General features: G+C 60.3%; 24 protein-coding genes and 1 pseudogene. 13 read left to right on the plus strand and 12 right to left on the minus strand.

Going from position 1 to position 14,915, the window contains the following annotated elements; all coding sequences use genetic code 11:
- The first annotated feature begins 14 nt into the window (after positions 1 to 14).
- Positions 15 to 758, plus strand: a complete 744-nt coding sequence (gene istB / locus LN450_RS16140) for an IS21-like element helper ATPase IstB (protein WP_011347650.1) — start codon at positions 15 to 17, stop codon at positions 756 to 758.
- Positions 759 to 1,475: 717 nt separating this feature from the next.
- Here the strand turns inward: istB and LN450_RS16145 are convergent.
- On the minus strand, positions 1,476 to 1,904 hold the full coding sequence (locus tag LN450_RS16145; protein ID WP_011347649.1) for a hypothetical protein: 429 nt from the start codon (positions 1,902 to 1,904) through the stop codon (positions 1,476 to 1,478).
- An 18-nt stretch (positions 1,905 to 1,922) separates the two neighbouring features.
- Positions 1,923 to 2,391, minus strand: a pseudogene (locus LN450_RS16150) (DUF3693 domain-containing protein).
- 121 nt (positions 2,392 to 2,512) lie between these two features.
- Between LN450_RS16150 and LN450_RS16155 the strand changes: the two are divergent.
- The 11 genes from LN450_RS16155 to LN450_RS16205 all read left to right on the plus strand — a co-directional run bounded on the left by LN450_RS16155 (position 2,513) and on the right by LN450_RS16205 (position 8,121).
- On the plus strand, positions 2,513 to 2,728 hold the full coding sequence (locus tag LN450_RS16155; RefSeq protein ID WP_039417963.1) for a hypothetical protein: 216 nt from the start codon (positions 2,513 to 2,515) through the stop codon (positions 2,726 to 2,728).
- Positions 2,725 to 2,898, plus strand: a complete 174-nt coding sequence (locus tag LN450_RS16160; RefSeq protein WP_164735753.1) for a hypothetical protein — start codon at positions 2,725 to 2,727, stop codon at positions 2,896 to 2,898. The genes LN450_RS16155 and LN450_RS16160 overlap by 4 nt, the downstream gene beginning before the upstream one ends.
- On the plus strand, positions 2,891 to 3,067 hold the full coding sequence (locus LN450_RS16165) for a hypothetical protein (RefSeq protein ID WP_164735752.1): 177 nt from the start codon (positions 2,891 to 2,893) through the stop codon (positions 3,065 to 3,067). The genes LN450_RS16160 and LN450_RS16165 overlap by 8 nt, the downstream gene beginning before the upstream one ends.
- 91 nt (positions 3,068 to 3,158) lie before the next feature.
- The gene (locus tag LN450_RS16170) at positions 3,159 to 4,100 is read left to right on the plus strand and encodes a rolling circle replication-associated protein (protein WP_039417961.1); all 942 of its coding nucleotides are present in this window, start codon (positions 3,159 to 3,161) and stop codon (positions 4,098 to 4,100) included.
- On the plus strand, positions 4,097 to 4,393 hold the full coding sequence (locus tag LN450_RS16175; RefSeq protein ID WP_011347644.1) for a single-stranded DNA-binding protein: 297 nt from the start codon (positions 4,097 to 4,099) through the stop codon (positions 4,391 to 4,393). The genes LN450_RS16170 and LN450_RS16175 overlap by 4 nt, the downstream gene beginning before the upstream one ends.
- A gap of 3 nt (positions 4,394 to 4,396) precedes the next feature.
- Positions 4,397 to 4,648, plus strand: coding sequence for a hypothetical protein (locus tag LN450_RS16180; RefSeq protein ID WP_033482066.1), 252 nt, complete (start codon positions 4,397 to 4,399; stop codon positions 4,646 to 4,648).
- Positions 4,649 to 4,675: 27 nt separating this feature from the next.
- Positions 4,676 to 4,804, plus strand: coding sequence for a Phi-Lf prophage-derived major coat protein (locus tag LN450_RS16185; protein WP_005918131.1), 129 nt, complete (start codon positions 4,676 to 4,678; stop codon positions 4,802 to 4,804).
- Between the two features lie 261 nt (positions 4,805 to 5,065).
- Positions 5,066 to 5,920, plus strand: coding sequence for an attachment protein (locus LN450_RS16190; RefSeq protein ID WP_228885825.1), 855 nt, complete (start codon positions 5,066 to 5,068; stop codon positions 5,918 to 5,920).
- 134 nt (positions 5,921 to 6,054) lie between these two features.
- The gene (locus LN450_RS16195) at positions 6,055 to 6,375 is read left to right on the plus strand and encodes a filamentous phage phiLf protein VI (protein WP_005918122.1); all 321 of its coding nucleotides are present in this window, start codon (positions 6,055 to 6,057) and stop codon (positions 6,373 to 6,375) included.
- Between the two features lies 1 nt (position 6,376).
- On the plus strand, positions 6,377 to 7,699 hold the full coding sequence (locus LN450_RS16200; RefSeq protein WP_039417956.1) for a zonular occludens toxin family protein: 1,323 nt from the start codon (positions 6,377 to 6,379) through the stop codon (positions 7,697 to 7,699).
- A gap of 29 nt (positions 7,700 to 7,728) precedes the next feature.
- Positions 7,729 to 8,121 carry a hypothetical protein gene (locus LN450_RS16205; RefSeq protein ID WP_005918116.1) on the plus strand — a complete coding sequence of 131 codons (393 nt, stop codon included), beginning with the start codon at positions 7,729 to 7,731 and terminating at the stop codon, positions 8,119 to 8,121.
- 38 nt (positions 8,122 to 8,159) lie between these two features.
- Here the strand turns inward: LN450_RS16205 and LN450_RS16210 are convergent, their stop codons facing one another.
- Positions 8,160 to 8,498 carry a DUF3653 domain-containing protein gene (locus LN450_RS16210; protein WP_029219918.1) on the minus strand — a complete coding sequence of 113 codons (339 nt, stop codon included), beginning with the start codon at positions 8,496 to 8,498 and terminating at the stop codon, positions 8,160 to 8,162.
- Positions 8,499 to 8,681: 183 nt separating this feature from the next.
- Here LN450_RS16210 and LN450_RS16215 point away from each other — a divergent pair, with 183 nt between their 5' ends.
- Positions 8,682 to 9,047: a DUF3653 domain-containing protein gene (locus LN450_RS16215; RefSeq protein WP_228892903.1), complete on the plus strand. Its 366-nt coding sequence runs from the start codon at positions 8,682 to 8,684 to the stop codon at positions 9,045 to 9,047.
- Positions 9,048 to 9,209: 162 nt separating this feature from the next.
- On the opposite strand, the gene LN450_RS16220 is transcribed toward LN450_RS16215, so the two are convergent.
- The 9 genes from LN450_RS16220 to LN450_RS16260 form a co-directional block, all read right to left on the minus strand.
- Positions 9,210 to 9,485, minus strand: coding sequence for a hypothetical protein (locus tag LN450_RS16220; protein WP_074038546.1), 276 nt, complete (start codon positions 9,483 to 9,485; stop codon positions 9,210 to 9,212).
- Between the two features lie 147 nt (positions 9,486 to 9,632).
- The gene (locus LN450_RS16225; protein WP_228892905.1) at positions 9,633 to 10,775 is read right to left on the minus strand and encodes a zonular occludens toxin domain-containing protein; all 1,143 of its coding nucleotides are present in this window, start codon (positions 10,773 to 10,775) and stop codon (positions 9,633 to 9,635) included.
- Positions 10,775 to 11,065 carry a hypothetical protein gene (locus LN450_RS16230; protein ID WP_228892907.1) on the minus strand — a complete coding sequence of 97 codons (291 nt, stop codon included), beginning with the start codon at positions 11,063 to 11,065 and terminating at the stop codon, positions 10,775 to 10,777. The genes LN450_RS16225 and LN450_RS16230 overlap by 1 nt, the downstream gene beginning before the upstream one ends.
- 1 nt (position 11,066) lies before the next feature.
- Positions 11,067 to 11,975 (minus strand): hypothetical protein, encoded by a 909-nt coding sequence (locus LN450_RS16235; protein WP_228892909.1) that lies wholly within the window; start codon positions 11,973 to 11,975, stop codon positions 11,067 to 11,069.
- Between the two features lie 684 nt (positions 11,976 to 12,659).
- Positions 12,660 to 12,887, minus strand: coding sequence for a hypothetical protein (locus LN450_RS16240; protein ID WP_074038543.1), 228 nt, complete (start codon positions 12,885 to 12,887; stop codon positions 12,660 to 12,662).
- A gap of 238 nt (positions 12,888 to 13,125) precedes the next feature.
- A complete protein-coding gene (locus LN450_RS16245) occupies positions 13,126 to 13,398 on the minus strand; it encodes a hypothetical protein (protein WP_046935691.1) in 273 nt (90 codons plus the stop codon).
- Between the two features lie 108 nt (positions 13,399 to 13,506).
- Positions 13,507 to 14,577: a replication initiation factor domain-containing protein gene (locus tag LN450_RS16250; protein ID WP_074038541.1), complete on the minus strand. Its 1,071-nt coding sequence runs from the start codon at positions 14,575 to 14,577 to the stop codon at positions 13,507 to 13,509.
- Complete coding sequence (locus tag LN450_RS16255; RefSeq protein WP_164973625.1) at positions 14,574 to 14,726, minus strand: hypothetical protein; 153 nt, start codon at positions 14,724 to 14,726, stop codon at positions 14,574 to 14,576. The genes LN450_RS16250 and LN450_RS16255 overlap by 4 nt, the downstream gene beginning before the upstream one ends.
- Positions 14,719 to 14,892 carry a hypothetical protein gene (locus LN450_RS16260; RefSeq protein ID WP_164973624.1) on the minus strand — a complete coding sequence of 58 codons (174 nt, stop codon included), beginning with the start codon at positions 14,890 to 14,892 and terminating at the stop codon, positions 14,719 to 14,721. Before LN450_RS16260 ends, LN450_RS16255 begins: the two co-directional genes overlap by 8 nt.
- Positions 14,893 to 14,915 lie beyond the last annotated feature (23 nt).

Below are 14,915 nucleotides of genomic sequence, written 5' to 3' on the forward strand. Positions count from 1 at the left end.
TCAGGGAGAACATTATGTCTTTGGAACATACGATTGATCAGCTACGAACGCTCAAATTGACCGGCATGGTGGCTGGCGTCGAACATCAGCTCGCCCAATCCAGCTACGGAGCACTCGGCTTCGATCAGCGCCTTGGCCATCTGGTTGACGCCGAGGTGAGTCAGCGCGACAGCAAGCGCTTCACGCGCCTGATTCGCAATGCCAAGCTCAAGGTCTACGCCGAACCGGAGGCTATTGACTATCGTGTTGGGCGCGGGTTGGATCGATCGGTGATCGCGGATTTGCTGACCTGTGGCTGGATTGAGCACCGCCAAAACGTTTTGGTCACTGGACAGACAGGTACTGGAAAGACCTGGTTGGCATGTGCCCTGGCCGTACAAGCCGCACGCCAAGGGATCACCGTAGGCTACCGGCGCGTAGGCCGCCTGTTGGAAGACATGGAGGTTGGGCATGCGGACGGCTCACTGGCCAAGCTTCGCAATCAACTCGCCAGGACCGGCCTACTAATCTTGGATGATTTCGGCCTGACGCCGCTGAGCAGCCGCGGACGTGCAGATCTACTGGAATTACTCGATGACCGTGTCGGCTCTGGCGCCACGATTGTGGCTGGCCAGATGCCAGTGCAGGACTGGCATGCGTTTATCCATGACCCTGCTTTGGCTGATGCCATCATGGATCGACTGATTCACAGCAGCCACAAACTAGCGCTCAAGGGTGAATCCATGCGAAAGACGAAGGCAGCCAAGTCCTGGAAGTGAGTGCTGGCGGCGCTGTCCAGCGCTTCTGGCGCTCGCATCCAATTCATTTGGCGGCGGTGTCCAGTTCCGTCGCCGATGAGTGTCCAGTTGGTTGGCTTTTCGTAAAAATTGCGTATCGGCCTGCGGTGGCCGGCTGGCGAGGTTGGTTTGGCCGCATGGGTAAAGACCGATAGTTCCATTTTGGAGACAGGATAAACATCCTGCTCAAGAAAAAATCCAGCTCCTCTCGCAAGGGCCGCAATGAGGCTTTGCGCTGTTGAATTGCGAGAAAAACTAGGGTGATAAGCCTTTTCGACCGGAAGCGCATGACGGACCCTATTTCCAGGCAATCAGCCAAGAGTGGAGGGGCGACGCGACGAATATCTTGCTTGGCGCCGCGCTCCGCCTCGACGGTGGCGGCCTCGCGAACAGCGGATGCTGACGACGAGGGGGATTAGGGATGTTTATTTGGGGTAGGGAAGGGTAGCTTCCGACCCCAATCAGAATCTATCAGGCAAGTTGATCTGAAGACGACGTTATTTGGTCGTGGCCGTGGCCGTGTCGGACCCATGCCTTCGTGACGCTTGAGCGGTGCGTTCCTGCCGACGCTCACAGGCCTGCTTATCCGGCGCGCCAAAACGTCAGTGCAAGTGGCTCCGGGCAAGCTCGCGAGCTGCGCATGACCGGCGCGGGTCAGCACGATCGCCGCGCCGCTGCTCGGCCGATTGGGGCTCAAGGTCAGTCCCCAGCAAGGGATGGCTCTAGCGTCGGCTGGTGAGCAGTGCGAATGAATCTGTATCTCAAAGCGCCAACGTCTTGTCCTGCGATCTTGACGAAGTGCTGCTCTCGCTGCTCGCCAAGATCCATGACGACGACCTTGACCAATGACTGCTGAACCGCTTTTCGTTTGGCGTTCCGCCTGCGCACCGAAGCCCGGATGTCGGTGGCATTCGCATGCCAGAGCAATCCGCGCAGCCGGCGTTCTGGGATCCGTTCGCCGCTCGGTGCAACCAGATCACGGCCAGCCAATCGCCAGCCCGCGCAGGGGCCGGTCAGTTCTACATGGTTCGTGACCCGCGCCGATGTAGATCTGCCGCGCAGCTGTTTGGGCATTGCTCGCCAACAGCCAGCACGGTGGCGACGGTCTAGATTGTAGGTGTCAGTCATGCGGCAAGTTCCGTTTCGCTAGGGGAACGGTTCGGCGGCAGGTCTTGATCCAAAGCCAGATCCAGCGCAGCCGAGCCCGCGCCGCACGACGAGATGATCTCGCATAATGTATAGAAGGTGCGGTTAGGGCGAGCGGGGAGAGGGCCGTCAGCAGCGCCTCATGCGCTCCTGTGTGCACCGCCAGCACCAGCAGCGCGACCACCGCGGCGGCCGCGCTTAGCCTGTCCAACACTGATCTCCATAACGCCTTTTCCGCCGGCGATGCAGCGCGTTCTGCATGAATTCGCGCCATCCACTCACCGCCATCAAGCTTTGCCATAGCGCATAGCTGCGCAATCCGTTCATCTGGCACCGGCTTTCCGCCGTTCCGCCACATGCTCACTGCGGCTCTGGTCACACCGATCCGCTGGCTCAAAACGTTGTCTGACGGGAGAGAGCAACTCTCTTTCACTTTGTCAAGTAGGGCGTTTATCGCTGGCATGTTCATCTCATGGTTGACACTCTGTCAACCGAGGAATATACATGCGTCCGTGTTCACCGATGGGTGAGCACCGCGCACCCCCGGCTCCCCTCCGGGGTCCGCGTCAAGGGGCAGGGGAGGGGGCTTGATGGACGTCATCGCATTCGCACTTCTCGGTACCGCCTGCTTGGTATGCAGCATCGGCGCAGCGCGCCTTGTCGGCTGGATCTTGGATCGCCGCGACGCTGCCATTCTTCGTCAGCTGCGGGAAGACGACCTGATTGCTCAGGCTAGGCATCAGGTTCGTATCGCAAACCTCAAGCGTTCCGTGCGCGCTGCCGCTGAGGCTGAGGAGTGCGCATGAAAGAGTTCGCAAAGTGCATCGGATTTGTCTGGGCGCTGGCCGCTTTCGTTTCGCTTTTCATTATCGGCGCCTACTACCTTCCTGAGCCGTGGACATGGGTCTGCGGTGTGTTCCTCTTCGTGACGCCTGCCGGTGTTTTTGCCTACCTAGGCGGTGTTGGTCATGACTGACGCTCCGTCTGTGCAATGGCTCATCGCTGCCGCTCGTGTGCATGGCGGTCCACGCATCTACGTCTTGACCATCGTCGTCAATGGCAATCCTGTCGAACAGAGCTATTTCGCATCTCGCACCGATGCTGCTGTTGCACGTGATGCTGCCATGGAGTTCTACCGTGGCTGACGGCACATGCTCGTTCTGCGGTGAAACAACCGTCTACTTCTTTCCCGGTGGCTTGTGCGTCGCATGCACCGGTAAAAACGCACGCATCCGCATGCAGGAACAGCCCACGCAATCGCGTGAGTTGTCCGCTTTCGATACGTCTGTCGGCGTCATGCAGGCCGCTACGCGCCGCACTGAAATCGCCGCAGAGAAGATCCAAAAGAACAAGCGTGTGGTCGGCACAAGCGTGCGTGAGTTCGACGCTGCCCATCCGATCGCATTGACCGCTGAGGGCCAGCGCGCAGCGCTGGCCCTTGGGCTTGTCCATTACAAAACAAGTGACACGCGGGCCTCTACGACCGGCACCGTGACCATCGAAATCGACCCGCTACAAGCGCGGGCGCAACGGCTGCGCAAGTCCGTGATTACCGGAGCACGTCTGCATGACCAGGAAGCGAAAAAAGGCTCCTTCCGGGGTGCGTGGTATTTCCTCACGCTCACCTACCGTGATGGAAGCGACAGCAGCCCTCGTGACGTTAGCGAACTATTTAAACGCATGCGCGGCCACTTCAATCGCCTTAAATCTGGGCGCGCACGGTGGAACCGTGAAAGCTTTCGTTACGTATGGGTCGGAGAGCTCACCCAGCGATTCCGCCCGCACTACCACGTAATGCTGTGGGTTCCGACGGGTATGTATTTCGGCAAAGTCGATCAACGCGGCTGGTGGCCTCATGGCACAACGCAAATTGAAAAAGCCCGCAACTGCGTCGGCTATCTCGCGAAATACGCGAGCAAGTTCACTGCCCTTACAGCTGGAGCTTTTCCCAAAGGCTTCCGCACACATGGCATTGGTGGACTCGATACCGAATCTAAGCGCGAGTTGCGCTGGTGGAAAGCCCCGAAAGATGCGCGTGAAGCTCTCGGCGGGGAAGCGGATATCCGCAAAGCAAAGGGCGGATGGTTCGACAGGCTTACCGGAGAGTTCTGGCCGTCTCCGTGGAAAGTCACATTCATTTTCGGCCGGACATTCGCCTGGAAGGTAGTCCAACTATGAAAGTCCAAGTCATGAGTTCCGCTGTCGCTGTTCGTTCCTTTCCTGCTCGCGAGGGTAAGCCCGCGACGCATTTCCGTGAGCAGACCGCAGCGGTGTTGCGCGAGGGAGATTTCCCGCTGCCGTTCACCATTGGCCTTGATGAGGATCAACCCCCGTACGGCGAGGGCTTTTACATCATCGACCCCAAGTCGTTGCAGAACAATAAATTCGGCGGTCTTGAGTTCGGCCGTCGTATTCGGCTGTTGCCTGATCTCACTGCAAAGCTGCAACAGCAGCCGGCAAAGGTTGGCTGAATCATGGCCGTGTGCGTAGCCCTGCAAGCGGATGGCACGTTGGTGCCCACCGGTCAATCGGTTGGCGAGTGCAGCGGCTACGTGCTCGTCAGTGGTAGCGAATACAGCGTGTATGCGCTGGTGCAAGAAGCGTTCGCCATGCCCAGCAAGGAGGACGCCGTAGCGTGGTCCACCGGCTGCTGCGGCTTGGTGATCGTGTGGTTCGTCCTGGGACGCCTCGCCGGCAGCGTCGCAGGCATGTTCAACGACCGGTAAATCAATCAATCAACGAGGAGAGTAAACATGGGTGACATTCTGACTGGCGTGAGCGGTGCTGAGGCTGCAACCGCGATGATCGCAGCGGCCGCAATCATTGCCTTGGTGGGCTTCACCAAGTGGGGTGCCAAGAAGGTTGCAAGCTTCTTCGGCTAATGGTGGTGAGGGCAGGGCGGCGCTTCGGTGTCGCCCTCTCTCTTTCAGGGGTAGGGCGATGATCGTTCTCTTGTTCTGTGGATTCATGGGCGCGTTGTGTGGGTGGGCAGGCGTCAAGGGGTTGGATGCGTGATAACTGTTCGCCTTGTAGCGTGCATCCTTGCGGTTGCGTTGTGGTCATGCGCGTTTAGCGCCAATGCCGCCATGTGTAGAGATGCGGCTGACGCCTGCGATCAAGGTCAGGCGTTCTTGGCTGCTCGCATGCTGGCCGATCAGCGCGGCGTTGATTTGTGCAAGCTAGTCGGCGGTTCCAATTCGCTTTACAAGGGGCCTGATGTTGTTGCCGAGAGTGCTGGCATTTATAACGCACAGGCGACGTGTAGCATCGGTGGGCCTGCTGGTGCTGGTTCCACGTTTTACAGCAAAACGTGTGCCCAGCGTCCCCCCTTGATTGGCGCGTCTTCTTCCGATGGCAGCGGTTTTAGCTGCGATGACGGCTGTTTTTACAATTTCACCGTTGGTGCATCAGGCGGCAGCGGCATGTATCCCAGCGGTGCCACTTGCTCTGCGGGTGATGCGCCACCTTCCACGCCTGGTGATGACGGCGGTGATGGCGACGGCGGCAGCGATGGTGGTGGAGATGGTGGCAGTGACGGTGGTGGAGACGGTGGAAGCGATGGCGGTGGTGACGGTGGCAGTGACGGTGGCAGTGATGGCGGTGGTGACGGCGACGGCGATGGTGATGGTGATGGCGACGGTGATGGCGACGGTGATACTCCTGGTGATGGTGACGGCACGACGCCTGGTCAGGGTGAAGGCGGCGAGGGCGCTCCCATGTCCGAGCTCTACAATAAAAGCGGCAAGACAGTTGAGTCTGTGCTGAGCAAATTCAATACGCAGGTGCGCGGCACGCCCATGGTTGCCGGCATCACGGATTTTATGACTGTGCCCTCCGGTGGATCGTGCCCGGTGTTTTCGCTGGGCGCGTCGAAGTGGTGGAACGCCATGACGATCAATTTTCATTGTGGCGGCGATTTTCTGGCGTTTCTGCGCGCGGCGGGCTGGGTGATCCTGGCGATTGCTGCTTACGCTGCGCTCCGTATTGCTGTGACCTGAGGACGACGATATGCAAGCAGGTTGGTTCAATGATTTCACGTCGCGACTATCACGTGCCTTAAAAGCGGTGTGGGATGGATATTGCGATTTCATGTCTGAATTGTGGCGTTGATGTGTTGACTTGGGGAGACGATATGCAAGCAGGTTGGTTCAACGATTTGACCGCATGGCTGTGGCGTGCGGTCAAACTGGTGTGGCAGGCGATTGTCGATTTCGTGGGCGACCTGTTCGTGATGTGGCTGGAACAGTCGCTGGCTGCCATTCTCTACGTGTTGACGTTGCTGCCTATGCCGGACTTCATGAAGGGCCAGAGCATCGGCGGCATGCTCGGTAACGCCGGCAGCACAATTTTGTGGTTCGCCGACGTGTTCAAGATCGGGCCTGCCCTGGTGATGATCGGCGCGGCCATGGTGTTCTATCTGTTGCGTCGCGTGCTGACGGTCGGGATTTGGTGACATGCTAGTTTTCAATGAAGGTGTGCCGCGTGCTGGCAAGAGCTACGACGCGGTAAAGAATCACATCCTCCCCGCGCTCAAGAAGGGCCGGCGTGTGTTCGCACGGCTCAACGGCTTGCGATTTGATCGCATTGCCAAGCACCTGGGCATTGCCGAAAGCGATGTGCAAAGCCTGCTCGTCTTGGTCGATACGAAGGACGTGACCAAGCTTTTTGCGTGCACGCAGGATGAGTCGGGCAAGTGGTGCATTCCGGACGAGTTCAAGGATTCGTTGGTCGTCATTGATGAGGTGCACGAGTTCTACGTCAATGAGCGCAAGCCGCTCTCGCCGGCAGTGGAGAATTTCTGGGCGCTGCTCGGCCAGAACGGCGGCGATGCGGTCATCATGACGCAGTGGATCAACCGCCTTCACTCTGCGGTCAAGGCGCGCATCGAGAAGAAAAACACCTTCCAGAAGCTCACCGCCATCGGCATGAAGGGCCGATATCGCGTGACGTATTTCCATACCACCTCGCCGGGGAAGTTCGAGAAGGTGGGCGGGCAGACGCTCAAGTACGACCCGGCCATTTTTCCGCTGTATGACGGCTATGCCCCTGGTGCCGAAAACACCGAGGTCTACGAAGAGGGTGGCAAGAACGTCTGGGCAGCGATGGCGGTGCGTGCTGCGATCTTCATCGTTGTCGGTGGTGTTGGCATCTACTTCTTCGTGCACTACTTCACCAAGGATCGTTCCGATCCGAACAAGCCTGTGGCCTCGGCAAGCCAGACCAATAAGCCCGCGCACGTTGGTGCAGGCTTGGCAAATGGCGCGCCAAGCGTGCCGATCCAGCCGCCGCCGCCCGATCCGCTCGCCGATCTCACGCAGGAACAGCGCTATGTCGCCGAGCTTGCCAGCAAGGGCCGTATACGACTGTCGGCGCGTGCGCGGGTAGGCGATCAGGATCGGGCGTGGGTCCAGTGGATCGACGAGAGCAACAACGTCATTGAGGAATTGGACCTCACGCAGCTGCGCGCCCTGGGCTATAGCGTCAGCGTCGTTACGTACGGCGTGCGCTTGTCAGCTGGCAAGCACATCATGGTGGCGACCGCGTGGCCCTGGACCGCGCCCATTCGTGAGAAGGACGCACGGCTCTACAACATGGCCCCCGATGGGAGCGGTGGCGCTGCTGGCGTTGCGACCGTAGGGAGTGACGGCGGCGGCGCTGACCGCGACCGGGTGCGAGGCGGTGTCATTGAGTACGGGCCGCGCACGCAGGGCACGTTCCCGGACAACAAGGCCTACACCACGAACACCACGACGCCGGCCACTACCTTGCAGATGTAGGTAGAATCCCGCTCTCAAGGGGAGGGCGTATGGATATTCGTGCGTTTTTTGTTGTGCTCTTCGTGGCTTCCGTTCCGGCCAGCGCCCAGCAGGTTTTCAAGTGCGTGAGTGGTGCGCAAGTCGTTTACCAGTCGGCTCCGTGTCCAGGCGTTACCGCAAAGCAATGGGATGCTCAGCCTGAGCCGGATAACCCGGCGTTGAGGCAAAGGCTTGCCCGTACCGCTGCGCAGCTTCGCGCCCGCAATGCGTCTCCTGTCCGTTCCGGTTCTGGGACCTATGTGGCTGCCAGTTCTTCCAAGGATCGCTATGCATGTGAGGTTGCCAAAGAGGGGCGTCGTGCAGCCTATGAAGCTGCCGGCGTGCATCGCTCTTTCGCGCTTTCCAGCTATTGGGACAACGCAGTCCAAGATGCCTGCAAATGACCCAGGGGTGTAGGGGCATAGCCCCTACGGATAACGCCTTACCCGCGCCGTGGACCTCGTGGCCCACGCGTCCTACGGATCACCGTCGATCGATCGGCGGACCCCGCGCCATCCACCACTGATAGCCGCATTTCACGCCTGCGCCGGAGCACGTCCCGCAGGTAGATCACCTCGGCCGGCCTGGCATGCCACACGCGCTCGCGTTCCTCGGCCATCATCAGCGCCCACTCGCGGGCGATGTTGCATGTGAGCGACCAGTACCGCATTCCCACCGGGTCGATATCTCGGCCTTCGGGAGTGAAAAACCGATGCCCCTGAAAACCAAAACCGGCCCAAGGGCCGGTTAGGTCTACGCGATCGTAGGTGTCTAGCGTCATTGTCCGGTCCGCTTCCTGTGGAGGGACCAGCAGTGATAGGCCGCCAGGGCGCACAGGAGCGTCAACACAGCCAATTTCGCATAATGTATATTATGTCAATGCTCTTGCGCCGCTGGTTGCGTTCGTTTGCTGCTGCGGTCACACCGCGGCGGCGACGATGGCGCGCCAAATGGAGATTGGCAGATGCGTGATAGACAACTGACCGGCCCCTGGGCCGGTTTTTCGTTCGTACGGGGCGAGCTGGTGACGCCTGAGGGAAAGACCTTCACAGCCACCCAGCTCACCTGGCTGGCACTGACATCCAGCCTGGCGCGGGAATGGTCCGCGATGATGGACGAAGCGAAGCTAAGAGCGTGCAACCCTCAATACAGAAGCCTATATGTGCCTAGGCCGCCACATCGGTCACAAGCGGCCAATGTGATCTACCTGCGGGACGTGATCCAGCGCAGGCATGAAGAGCGGTCCTCAGTGGTGGCTGAAGCGGGGTCCGCCGATCGATCGACGGTGGTGCGTAGGAAGCGTGGGCCTCGAGCTCCACGGCGCGGGTGAGGCGTTATCCGTAGGGGCGTTGCCCCTACACCCCTTGGTTACGTGCTGCGGCGCGTCTGAGGCGGCGGCGGTAGATGTGGTTGTCGATCAGGCCCAGGACCAGGCCGATGATGCAGGCGGCCAGGGAACCGACACATAGCACTGTGGCAACCTCCTGCTCAGTCATGACGTGTACCTGCGTGACAGCTCGGCAACGTACCTGGCCACCGTGCGCTTGGTGGACCCACCGGCGATGGTGCGGCGGATCTGCTCGAGCAGGAGCGCATCGGTGAGCTCCTGCAGGTTGCGGCGACCCTTGACCAGGCGCTTGGCCTGGCTCTCACGGTAGCGCCTGGCTCGCTCGGCATCGGTCATGGCAGCCAGGCCGTTGGCAGGTGGCCGGCCTGGTCGGCCAGCCAAGGGCAGCTGCAGGGTGGACTGATCCTTGTCATCGCGCATGGGATCAGCCCTTACGCCGGCGAAACGATGACAGTGGCGCGAAGCACAAGACCAGCGCCAACAGAACAGCAATTGCGAATAGTGTTTCGGTATCCATGCCCTACTCCCCTTGTTGATGAGTGAATGATATCGTGACGCGTCACGGAATCAAAGCTGCGCTGTTGTATCTGGGATCGTTGTCGAAGTTTGATAGGGCTTCGACTCCGGGAACGTGCCTGCAGCTCGGGAGCTTGCGCCGATGACAGTGCCAGGTACAGCGGCAACCTGGTCGTGCACCTGATCAGCCGGCGGGACGTACGGAGGCGGCGGTGCAACCGGCTGCTTATACGGGTTGTACGGCGTGCTGTTCCTAGCCACAGTGCGGCATTCTGGCTGGCTCATCTCGTACTTGGTGCCCTGCTCTGTCATGCAGCTGCAGGAGGCTTCCTGGTGCTTGCCCATGGCATCTGTGCCGGCGAGGCTGGACATGCAGTAGAGCTGGGGCTGACCTGCAGGAGATCCACCGTCATAAATCGGGGCTGTCCAGGGCATCGTAGCGAACCGCGCGACATGTGCCTTTGCGTAGTCGGTGGGTGTGTCGTAGGTACGCGGCCCCGGTGCGCCCTTCGCTGAAGCTCCAGTCACCCCGGTGCCGCTGTGTGTCGTGGCGGCTTCCTCGTTGATCTTGTCGATCTTCGCGCTGTAGCTGTGCTTGAGGTAATACATCGCGGTGAGGATGATCAACACGCCGATGCCGACCATCTTGACCCAGGTCGGAATGCTGCGCTTAGTGGTCACCAGCGTCGTGGAGGTGTAGTAGTCGAAGACGTATTTAGGCCTCACCCAATCGACGATATTCCCGCACGGGCCAGCGACGTTGCCCTGGTAGGCGTCCCACTTCTTAAGCTTGGTTTTGCTCTTCATGATGGAGGTCTGCCGCACATGGCAGTGTTCCTCGTAGAGGCCGCGCAAGAACGGATCGAGCTGCAGACCTTGCTGCGCGATGAGGATGAAGTCGAAGCCGCGATGACGATGGCGGGCCATGGGCTCGACATGCTCAGGCACCTTCGCACCTGGGTTGCGGTTCGGGAAGACGGTGTAGCACTCATCCAGGATGATCACCGCGCCATCTGGGCAGTCCTGCCACTTGGTCGGGTCCTCAAGGTGCTTCCACCCTGCCCGCTCGTAGTCGAAGTCCTTGATGCCGTGGGCGTAGATCTCGCGCCCCTCTTTCTTGAACGCGAATGCCTTGTCGATCGCGTAAGCGGTCTTGCCGTGGCCTGGTTGGCCGGTAACGAGGTAAAGGGCCATTAGGATTTCACCAGCTTGGAGAGGATGGCTTTCTGCGACACCGCTGCGGCGATCGCGGAAAGGATCATGGTGACGGACACGCCGATGCCGCTGGCGTCCCAGTAGGCGACGCCGACAGCGCCGAGGCCGGGCAACCAGCCGGCGATAAACGACTTGAGAGACGGCAGTGCCACTTCGTGTGCAACGAACCCAATGCCGAAGGCGATCAGCACACGGCCGACGATGCCAGGCAGATACGTGCGCAGGCCCTGCAGGAGCGCGCTGATAAGCGCGCCGATGATCATAGGCATGTCAGCCCACTCCTCTAGCGAGAATGAAGACAGAGACGCACGCAGAGACGGCAATGAGGCCGGCGCGTAGGCGTGCGATGAAGGTGCACCACATAGGCGGTGGCGAGGCGAACGTGGCCGAGTAGGCGCTGGCGATCACACCACCGCTTGCAGCTTCGAAAGCTGGGCAGGTACCACCGCCACCGAAGCCGGATTGATCGAGGTCATCGGTGCTGATCTTCTTGGTGGTGAGCACCTTGGTGTCGGCATCAGACGCGCCTGCACCCGGATCCTGTGACATGCCACCGACCTTGGTCCAGGCGGGTTGCTCGCCATTGCTGCCGCCGTCGCCGGTGCCCTTAGCGAGCAGCTTTTCTGCAGCACATGCGCTGCGCCACTGGAACAGCATCGAGTTGTATTCCATGGCGTCACACTTCTCACCAGTGCAGACGGGCATAGAGGCGCAGGTTCCCCCGCTGACGTTGCGATTCCTGCGGGTGTTGCAGTCGATGCGCCACTGGATACGCGCCTGGCCGCACATGATCGCGTCGCCGCTGCAGCTAGGAGGTGTATTGCAATCATCGCCGCCGGAGAATTGGGTCTTATCAGGGTCACCCTCTCCATCACCTTCGCCGTCTGGCTCGCCGTCGCCGTCGCCATCTTTCTTGCACGTGCCGTCAGCGCCGCGCACCTCTCCTGCAGCGCACTGACCATCACCAGGCAGACAGCTGCCAGTGGGCGATTTGATCTGTCCTGCAGGGCACTCATTATCCTTCGGCTTACAGGTACCGTCCTGGCCTAAGACCATGCCGTCAGGGCACGCGTTGGGCTCGCAGGTGCCCTTTGCATTCTTAGACTGGCCTTCGGGGCACTTGTCGGGCGGCGTGGGCTCACAGACGCCCAGGTAGCGATTCCAGACGTAGCCCTTCATGCCTTCACAGGCCTTGGGCGGGTCAGTAGGACAGACAGCGCCTGTGGCCTGCCAAGTCATGCTGTCATCGCCGTTCCCGAACCACACACCATCGCAGCCGTTTCGACAACCGATGCTTCCAGATCTTGCTGACCCTACGTACGTGCCCCAGGGGCCACCCCCGGTGTATGCAGGCTCCTTTTCGCAGGATTTGGCAACGTAGTAGTACTTGGTTCCCAGAAAGGGCACCGCGCCGTTGCTACACAGCGCATGGACAGATAACGCGGTTACCTCGGCGGTGGAATTGCCGGGGTCCTTCTCGATAGAGGGCCCCGTGTAAGCAGTGTCCTTGTTGCCGACAAGCTTGCAGACATCAGGGCCACGGCTGGATGCAAGCTGTGAGGCCGCTGCATATGCGTCTCCCTGGCTGCATTGCTCGGATGGGCTATCACACGCAGCGGCGCGCGCGTGGTCAATGCCGCACCAGGAGAGCGCGATAGCGACAAGAACGTAGGCGAGCCGGCGAGCGATCGCGGAAGCGAACACGCGGCCAAGCAAGCTCAGCTGTCCAGTGCGAGCCATAGCGCCCCCAAGATGGCGATCATGACGAAGTAACCGACGTATTCCATAACTCCCCCTTTTCGTGTTGCGTCACAAAAAAGGGCGGGGAAATCCCCGCCCTGCCCTGTCTGCCTGGCTGCCCGATTACTTGGCCAGACGACGACCGAGGCCGATCATCGCGATCACGGCGCAGGCGCCGAGAACGATCACGCCACCGGCCAGCAAGTCGGACTTGTCGATGCCGTCGGTCATGGCTGCGGCCACTTCGCCGGCAGCGAAGGCGGAGCCAGCCATCACCGATGCGGCGGCAGCGGTGACGCCTGCAGCGGCCTTGGCAACGATGGAGGTCGAACGGGTGGTGTTGGTCTTCATGTGGTGCTTTCCTTTGATGGTTGGTTGGTCAAGCGAGAGAGATACGACGCCCCTGCCGAATCATGAAACCGACGGCCCAGCAACCCGCGATAATTCCGGAGATTGCCAAGCCCTCGCCCGCGTCCATCGGCGGAGGAAAATTGGACGCAGGTGCGTAAAACGGGGCCGCACATTGCTGCGTAGAAGCGTTGTAATCGGCTTCCTTGCAGTGCAGGACAAAGACGGCCATGGCGGCTCCTTAGGCCGCCTTGACGGCGGGCTTGTCGACGCGGACCAGGGTGGGCTTGCGCGGCAGCTCGAAATCGCCGTAGCGATTGACGCCTACGTTGTCCTCGAGGTTGTACTCGTAGACGCCGTTTTCGTAGGGCGGTTCCTTGCCAAGATCAAGGCGGACCGTCTGGCGGAACTTCGGGGTTTCGGCACTGGCTTCCTGGGTGCGAATGATTCCGCTACGACCCTGCTTTTCCCAGTGTTTTTCGTTGACGTGCTGGCTGGTGATCGTGATCTTCATTGCGATGGTTACCTTGATGGTGATGGTGCGGAATTCCGTGACGCGTCACGGTGCGGTGGCGGTGAAGTGGTTGGGCCCCGCGCCGCAAGCGACACGGTGCCCCGGGAGTTAGGCGCAGTCGGGGAATAGCTCGTCCAGCTGATTGCTGATGCGAACCTCTAGGTCGAGCTGCTGCAGGTTCTTGAAACGACCTGGCACGCCGTCGTGGCTCAGGTAGCGCTGCAGGACTGAAACGGCATATTCGGGACTGCGACTGTTCAACGCGTTCCAGAGGACGCGGAGCGCTGTACCGGCCTGGGTGTCGATAAAATCGACCATGGCTTTGACGGACGGGAACACCATGCGTTCCTTGAGCTCGTGGCGGGTGAGCTCACCAATCACGAACTCAGCGAGATGCGTGTAGGCACTGGCGAAATGCTTCCCGGGATCGGACATGGCGCTGAGCGGGAGAATCATGCGCTTGCCGTACAGGCGGACTTCGCAACGAACCCACTTGCTCTCCGGGTCACCGAGCTGCTTGCCCTTCTCGTACACGCACAGCTCTTTGTGGCCCTTCTGGCCGACATAGAGGGTGCAGCCCTTATTGCTGCCTTCATCGCTGACGTGCTTCGACTGCGGAGGCCGGCCGTTCGAGGTGAACGCACCCTGGTGATAAGCCTGGCGGAACTGCTCTACGTCGAAGGAGAGCCCCATGTGATCATCTACCGCGACATCGAGGCGAGTGAGGTGTGCACCGAGATCTTCAGCGATGCGCTCGGCGTAGGGCCAATTGGGAACATGACTGCATCCCTGCCCTGTAAGGCTGATACAGACCTCGCCAGAGTCAGCAATGCCGACGCGACCACAGACGCTTGAAGTCTCATCAATGAGGATGGCGCTGCGGTGATAGCTGAAGTTCCACAAGCGATCGACCAGGGCGCCGGCGACGATGCTGCCGGAGGTGCCGAAAACATAAGACACCATGTCTTGCACGCTCATCCGCTTGAGCACCTTGATGGCCTTGTCGGTGTCAAAGACCAAAGTGCAGAAATCGACTATCGGCGCTGAAAGACCTTCGACGGTCTGGGACTTTTGGCCCGTGTTACTGCTCGGGCCACCCGGCTGCGCCGGGCCTGCACCGGTCTGATTGCAGGCTGCGACCGGTGAAAAGGGTAGGCAAAGGGCAAGCAGCGGGGTCACAGAGCCACCGCCGGGGTGTTGCCGATGAGATGGATGCGCTGCTCGATGAGCGCGTCGTAGACAGCGACCAGCAGCTGCTGGCGGGCAAGTGCAGCGCGGGCGCGCAGCGAGTAGAGCTCATGCAGCTTCGGACCCTGCAAATCAAGCACGGCGCACCTCACGCTTGGCGTTGGCAACCAGGGCGGCGGCGCGGTAATCGGAGTCGAGGCGGTTGAATCGAGCCTGGCGGAGATAGGCGATCGACACGAACACGGCGCGCAGGAATGCGCACGCGATCAGGACCAGCCAGATGACCAAGATATTGTGATGCGTCACGAAATGTCCCCTGTTCCAGATCC

This window comes from Xanthomonas euvesicatoria pv. euvesicatoria, assembly GCF_020880415.1.
GTDB classification, from domain to species: Bacteria; Pseudomonadota; Gammaproteobacteria; order Xanthomonadales; family Xanthomonadaceae; genus Xanthomonas; species Xanthomonas euvesicatoria.

Bases quoted from the DNA above. Each gene is read 5' to 3' on its own strand.
- LN450_RS16165 (WP_164735752.1), top strand. From the start codon at position 2,891: ATGACTGACGCTCCGTCTGTGCAATGGCTCATCGCTGCCGCTCGTGTG.
- LN450_RS16170 (WP_039417961.1), top strand. From the start codon at position 3,159: ATGCAGGAACAGCCCACGCAATCGCGTGAGTTGTCCGCTTTCGATACG.
- istB (WP_011347650.1), top strand. From the start codon at position 15: ATGTCTTTGGAACATACGATTGATCAGCTACGAACGCTCAAATTGACC.
- LN450_RS16220 (WP_074038546.1), bottom strand. From the start codon at position 9,485: ATGCGCGATGACAAGGATCAGTCCACCCTGCAGCTGCCCTTGGCTGGC.
- LN450_RS16180 (WP_033482066.1), top strand. From the start codon at position 4,397: ATGGCCGTGTGCGTAGCCCTGCAAGCGGATGGCACGTTGGTGCCCACC.
- LN450_RS16190 (WP_228885825.1), top strand. From the start codon at position 5,066: ATGCTGGCCGATCAGCGCGGCGTTGATTTGTGCAAGCTAGTCGGCGGT.
- LN450_RS16225 (WP_228892905.1), bottom strand. From the start codon at position 10,775: ATGGCCCTTTACCTCGTTACCGGCCAACCAGGCCACGGCAAGACCGCT.
- LN450_RS16145 (WP_011347649.1), bottom strand. From the start codon at position 1,904: ATGACTGACACCTACAATCTAGACCGTCGCCACCGTGCTGGCTGTTGG.
- LN450_RS16210 (WP_029219918.1), bottom strand. From the start codon at position 8,498: ATGACGCTAGACACCTACGATCGCGTAGACCTAACCGGCCCTTGGGCC.
- LN450_RS16200 (WP_039417956.1), top strand. From the start codon at position 6,377: ATGCTAGTTTTCAATGAAGGTGTGCCGCGTGCTGGCAAGAGCTACGAC.
- LN450_RS16160 (WP_164735753.1), top strand. From the start codon at position 2,725: ATGAAAGAGTTCGCAAAGTGCATCGGATTTGTCTGGGCGCTGGCCGCT.
- LN450_RS16245 (WP_046935691.1), bottom strand. From the start codon at position 13,398: ATGAAGATCACGATCACCAGCCAGCACGTCAACGAAAAACACTGGGAA.
- LN450_RS16205 (WP_005918116.1), top strand. From the start codon at position 7,729: ATGGATATTCGTGCGTTTTTTGTTGTGCTCTTCGTGGCTTCCGTTCCG.
- LN450_RS16185 (WP_005918131.1), top strand. From the start codon at position 4,676: ATGGGTGACATTCTGACTGGCGTGAGCGGTGCTGAGGCTGCAACCGCG.
- LN450_RS16235 (WP_228892909.1), bottom strand. From the start codon at position 11,975: ATGAAGGGCTACGTCTGGAATCGCTACCTGGGCGTCTGTGAGCCCACG.
- LN450_RS16195 (WP_005918122.1), top strand. From the start codon at position 6,055: ATGCAAGCAGGTTGGTTCAACGATTTGACCGCATGGCTGTGGCGTGCG.
- LN450_RS16155 (WP_039417963.1), top strand. From the start codon at position 2,513: ATGGACGTCATCGCATTCGCACTTCTCGGTACCGCCTGCTTGGTATGC.
- LN450_RS16215 (WP_228892903.1), top strand. From the start codon at position 8,682: ATGCGTGATAGACAACTGACCGGCCCCTGGGCCGGTTTTTCGTTCGTA.
- LN450_RS16240 (WP_074038543.1), bottom strand. From the start codon at position 12,887: ATGAAGACCAACACCACCCGTTCGACCTCCATCGTTGCCAAGGCCGCT.
- LN450_RS16175 (WP_011347644.1), top strand. From the start codon at position 4,097: ATGAAAGTCCAAGTCATGAGTTCCGCTGTCGCTGTTCGTTCCTTTCCT.
- LN450_RS16230 (WP_228892907.1), bottom strand. From the start codon at position 11,065: ATGCCTATGATCATCGGCGCGCTTATCAGCGCGCTCCTGCAGGGCCTG.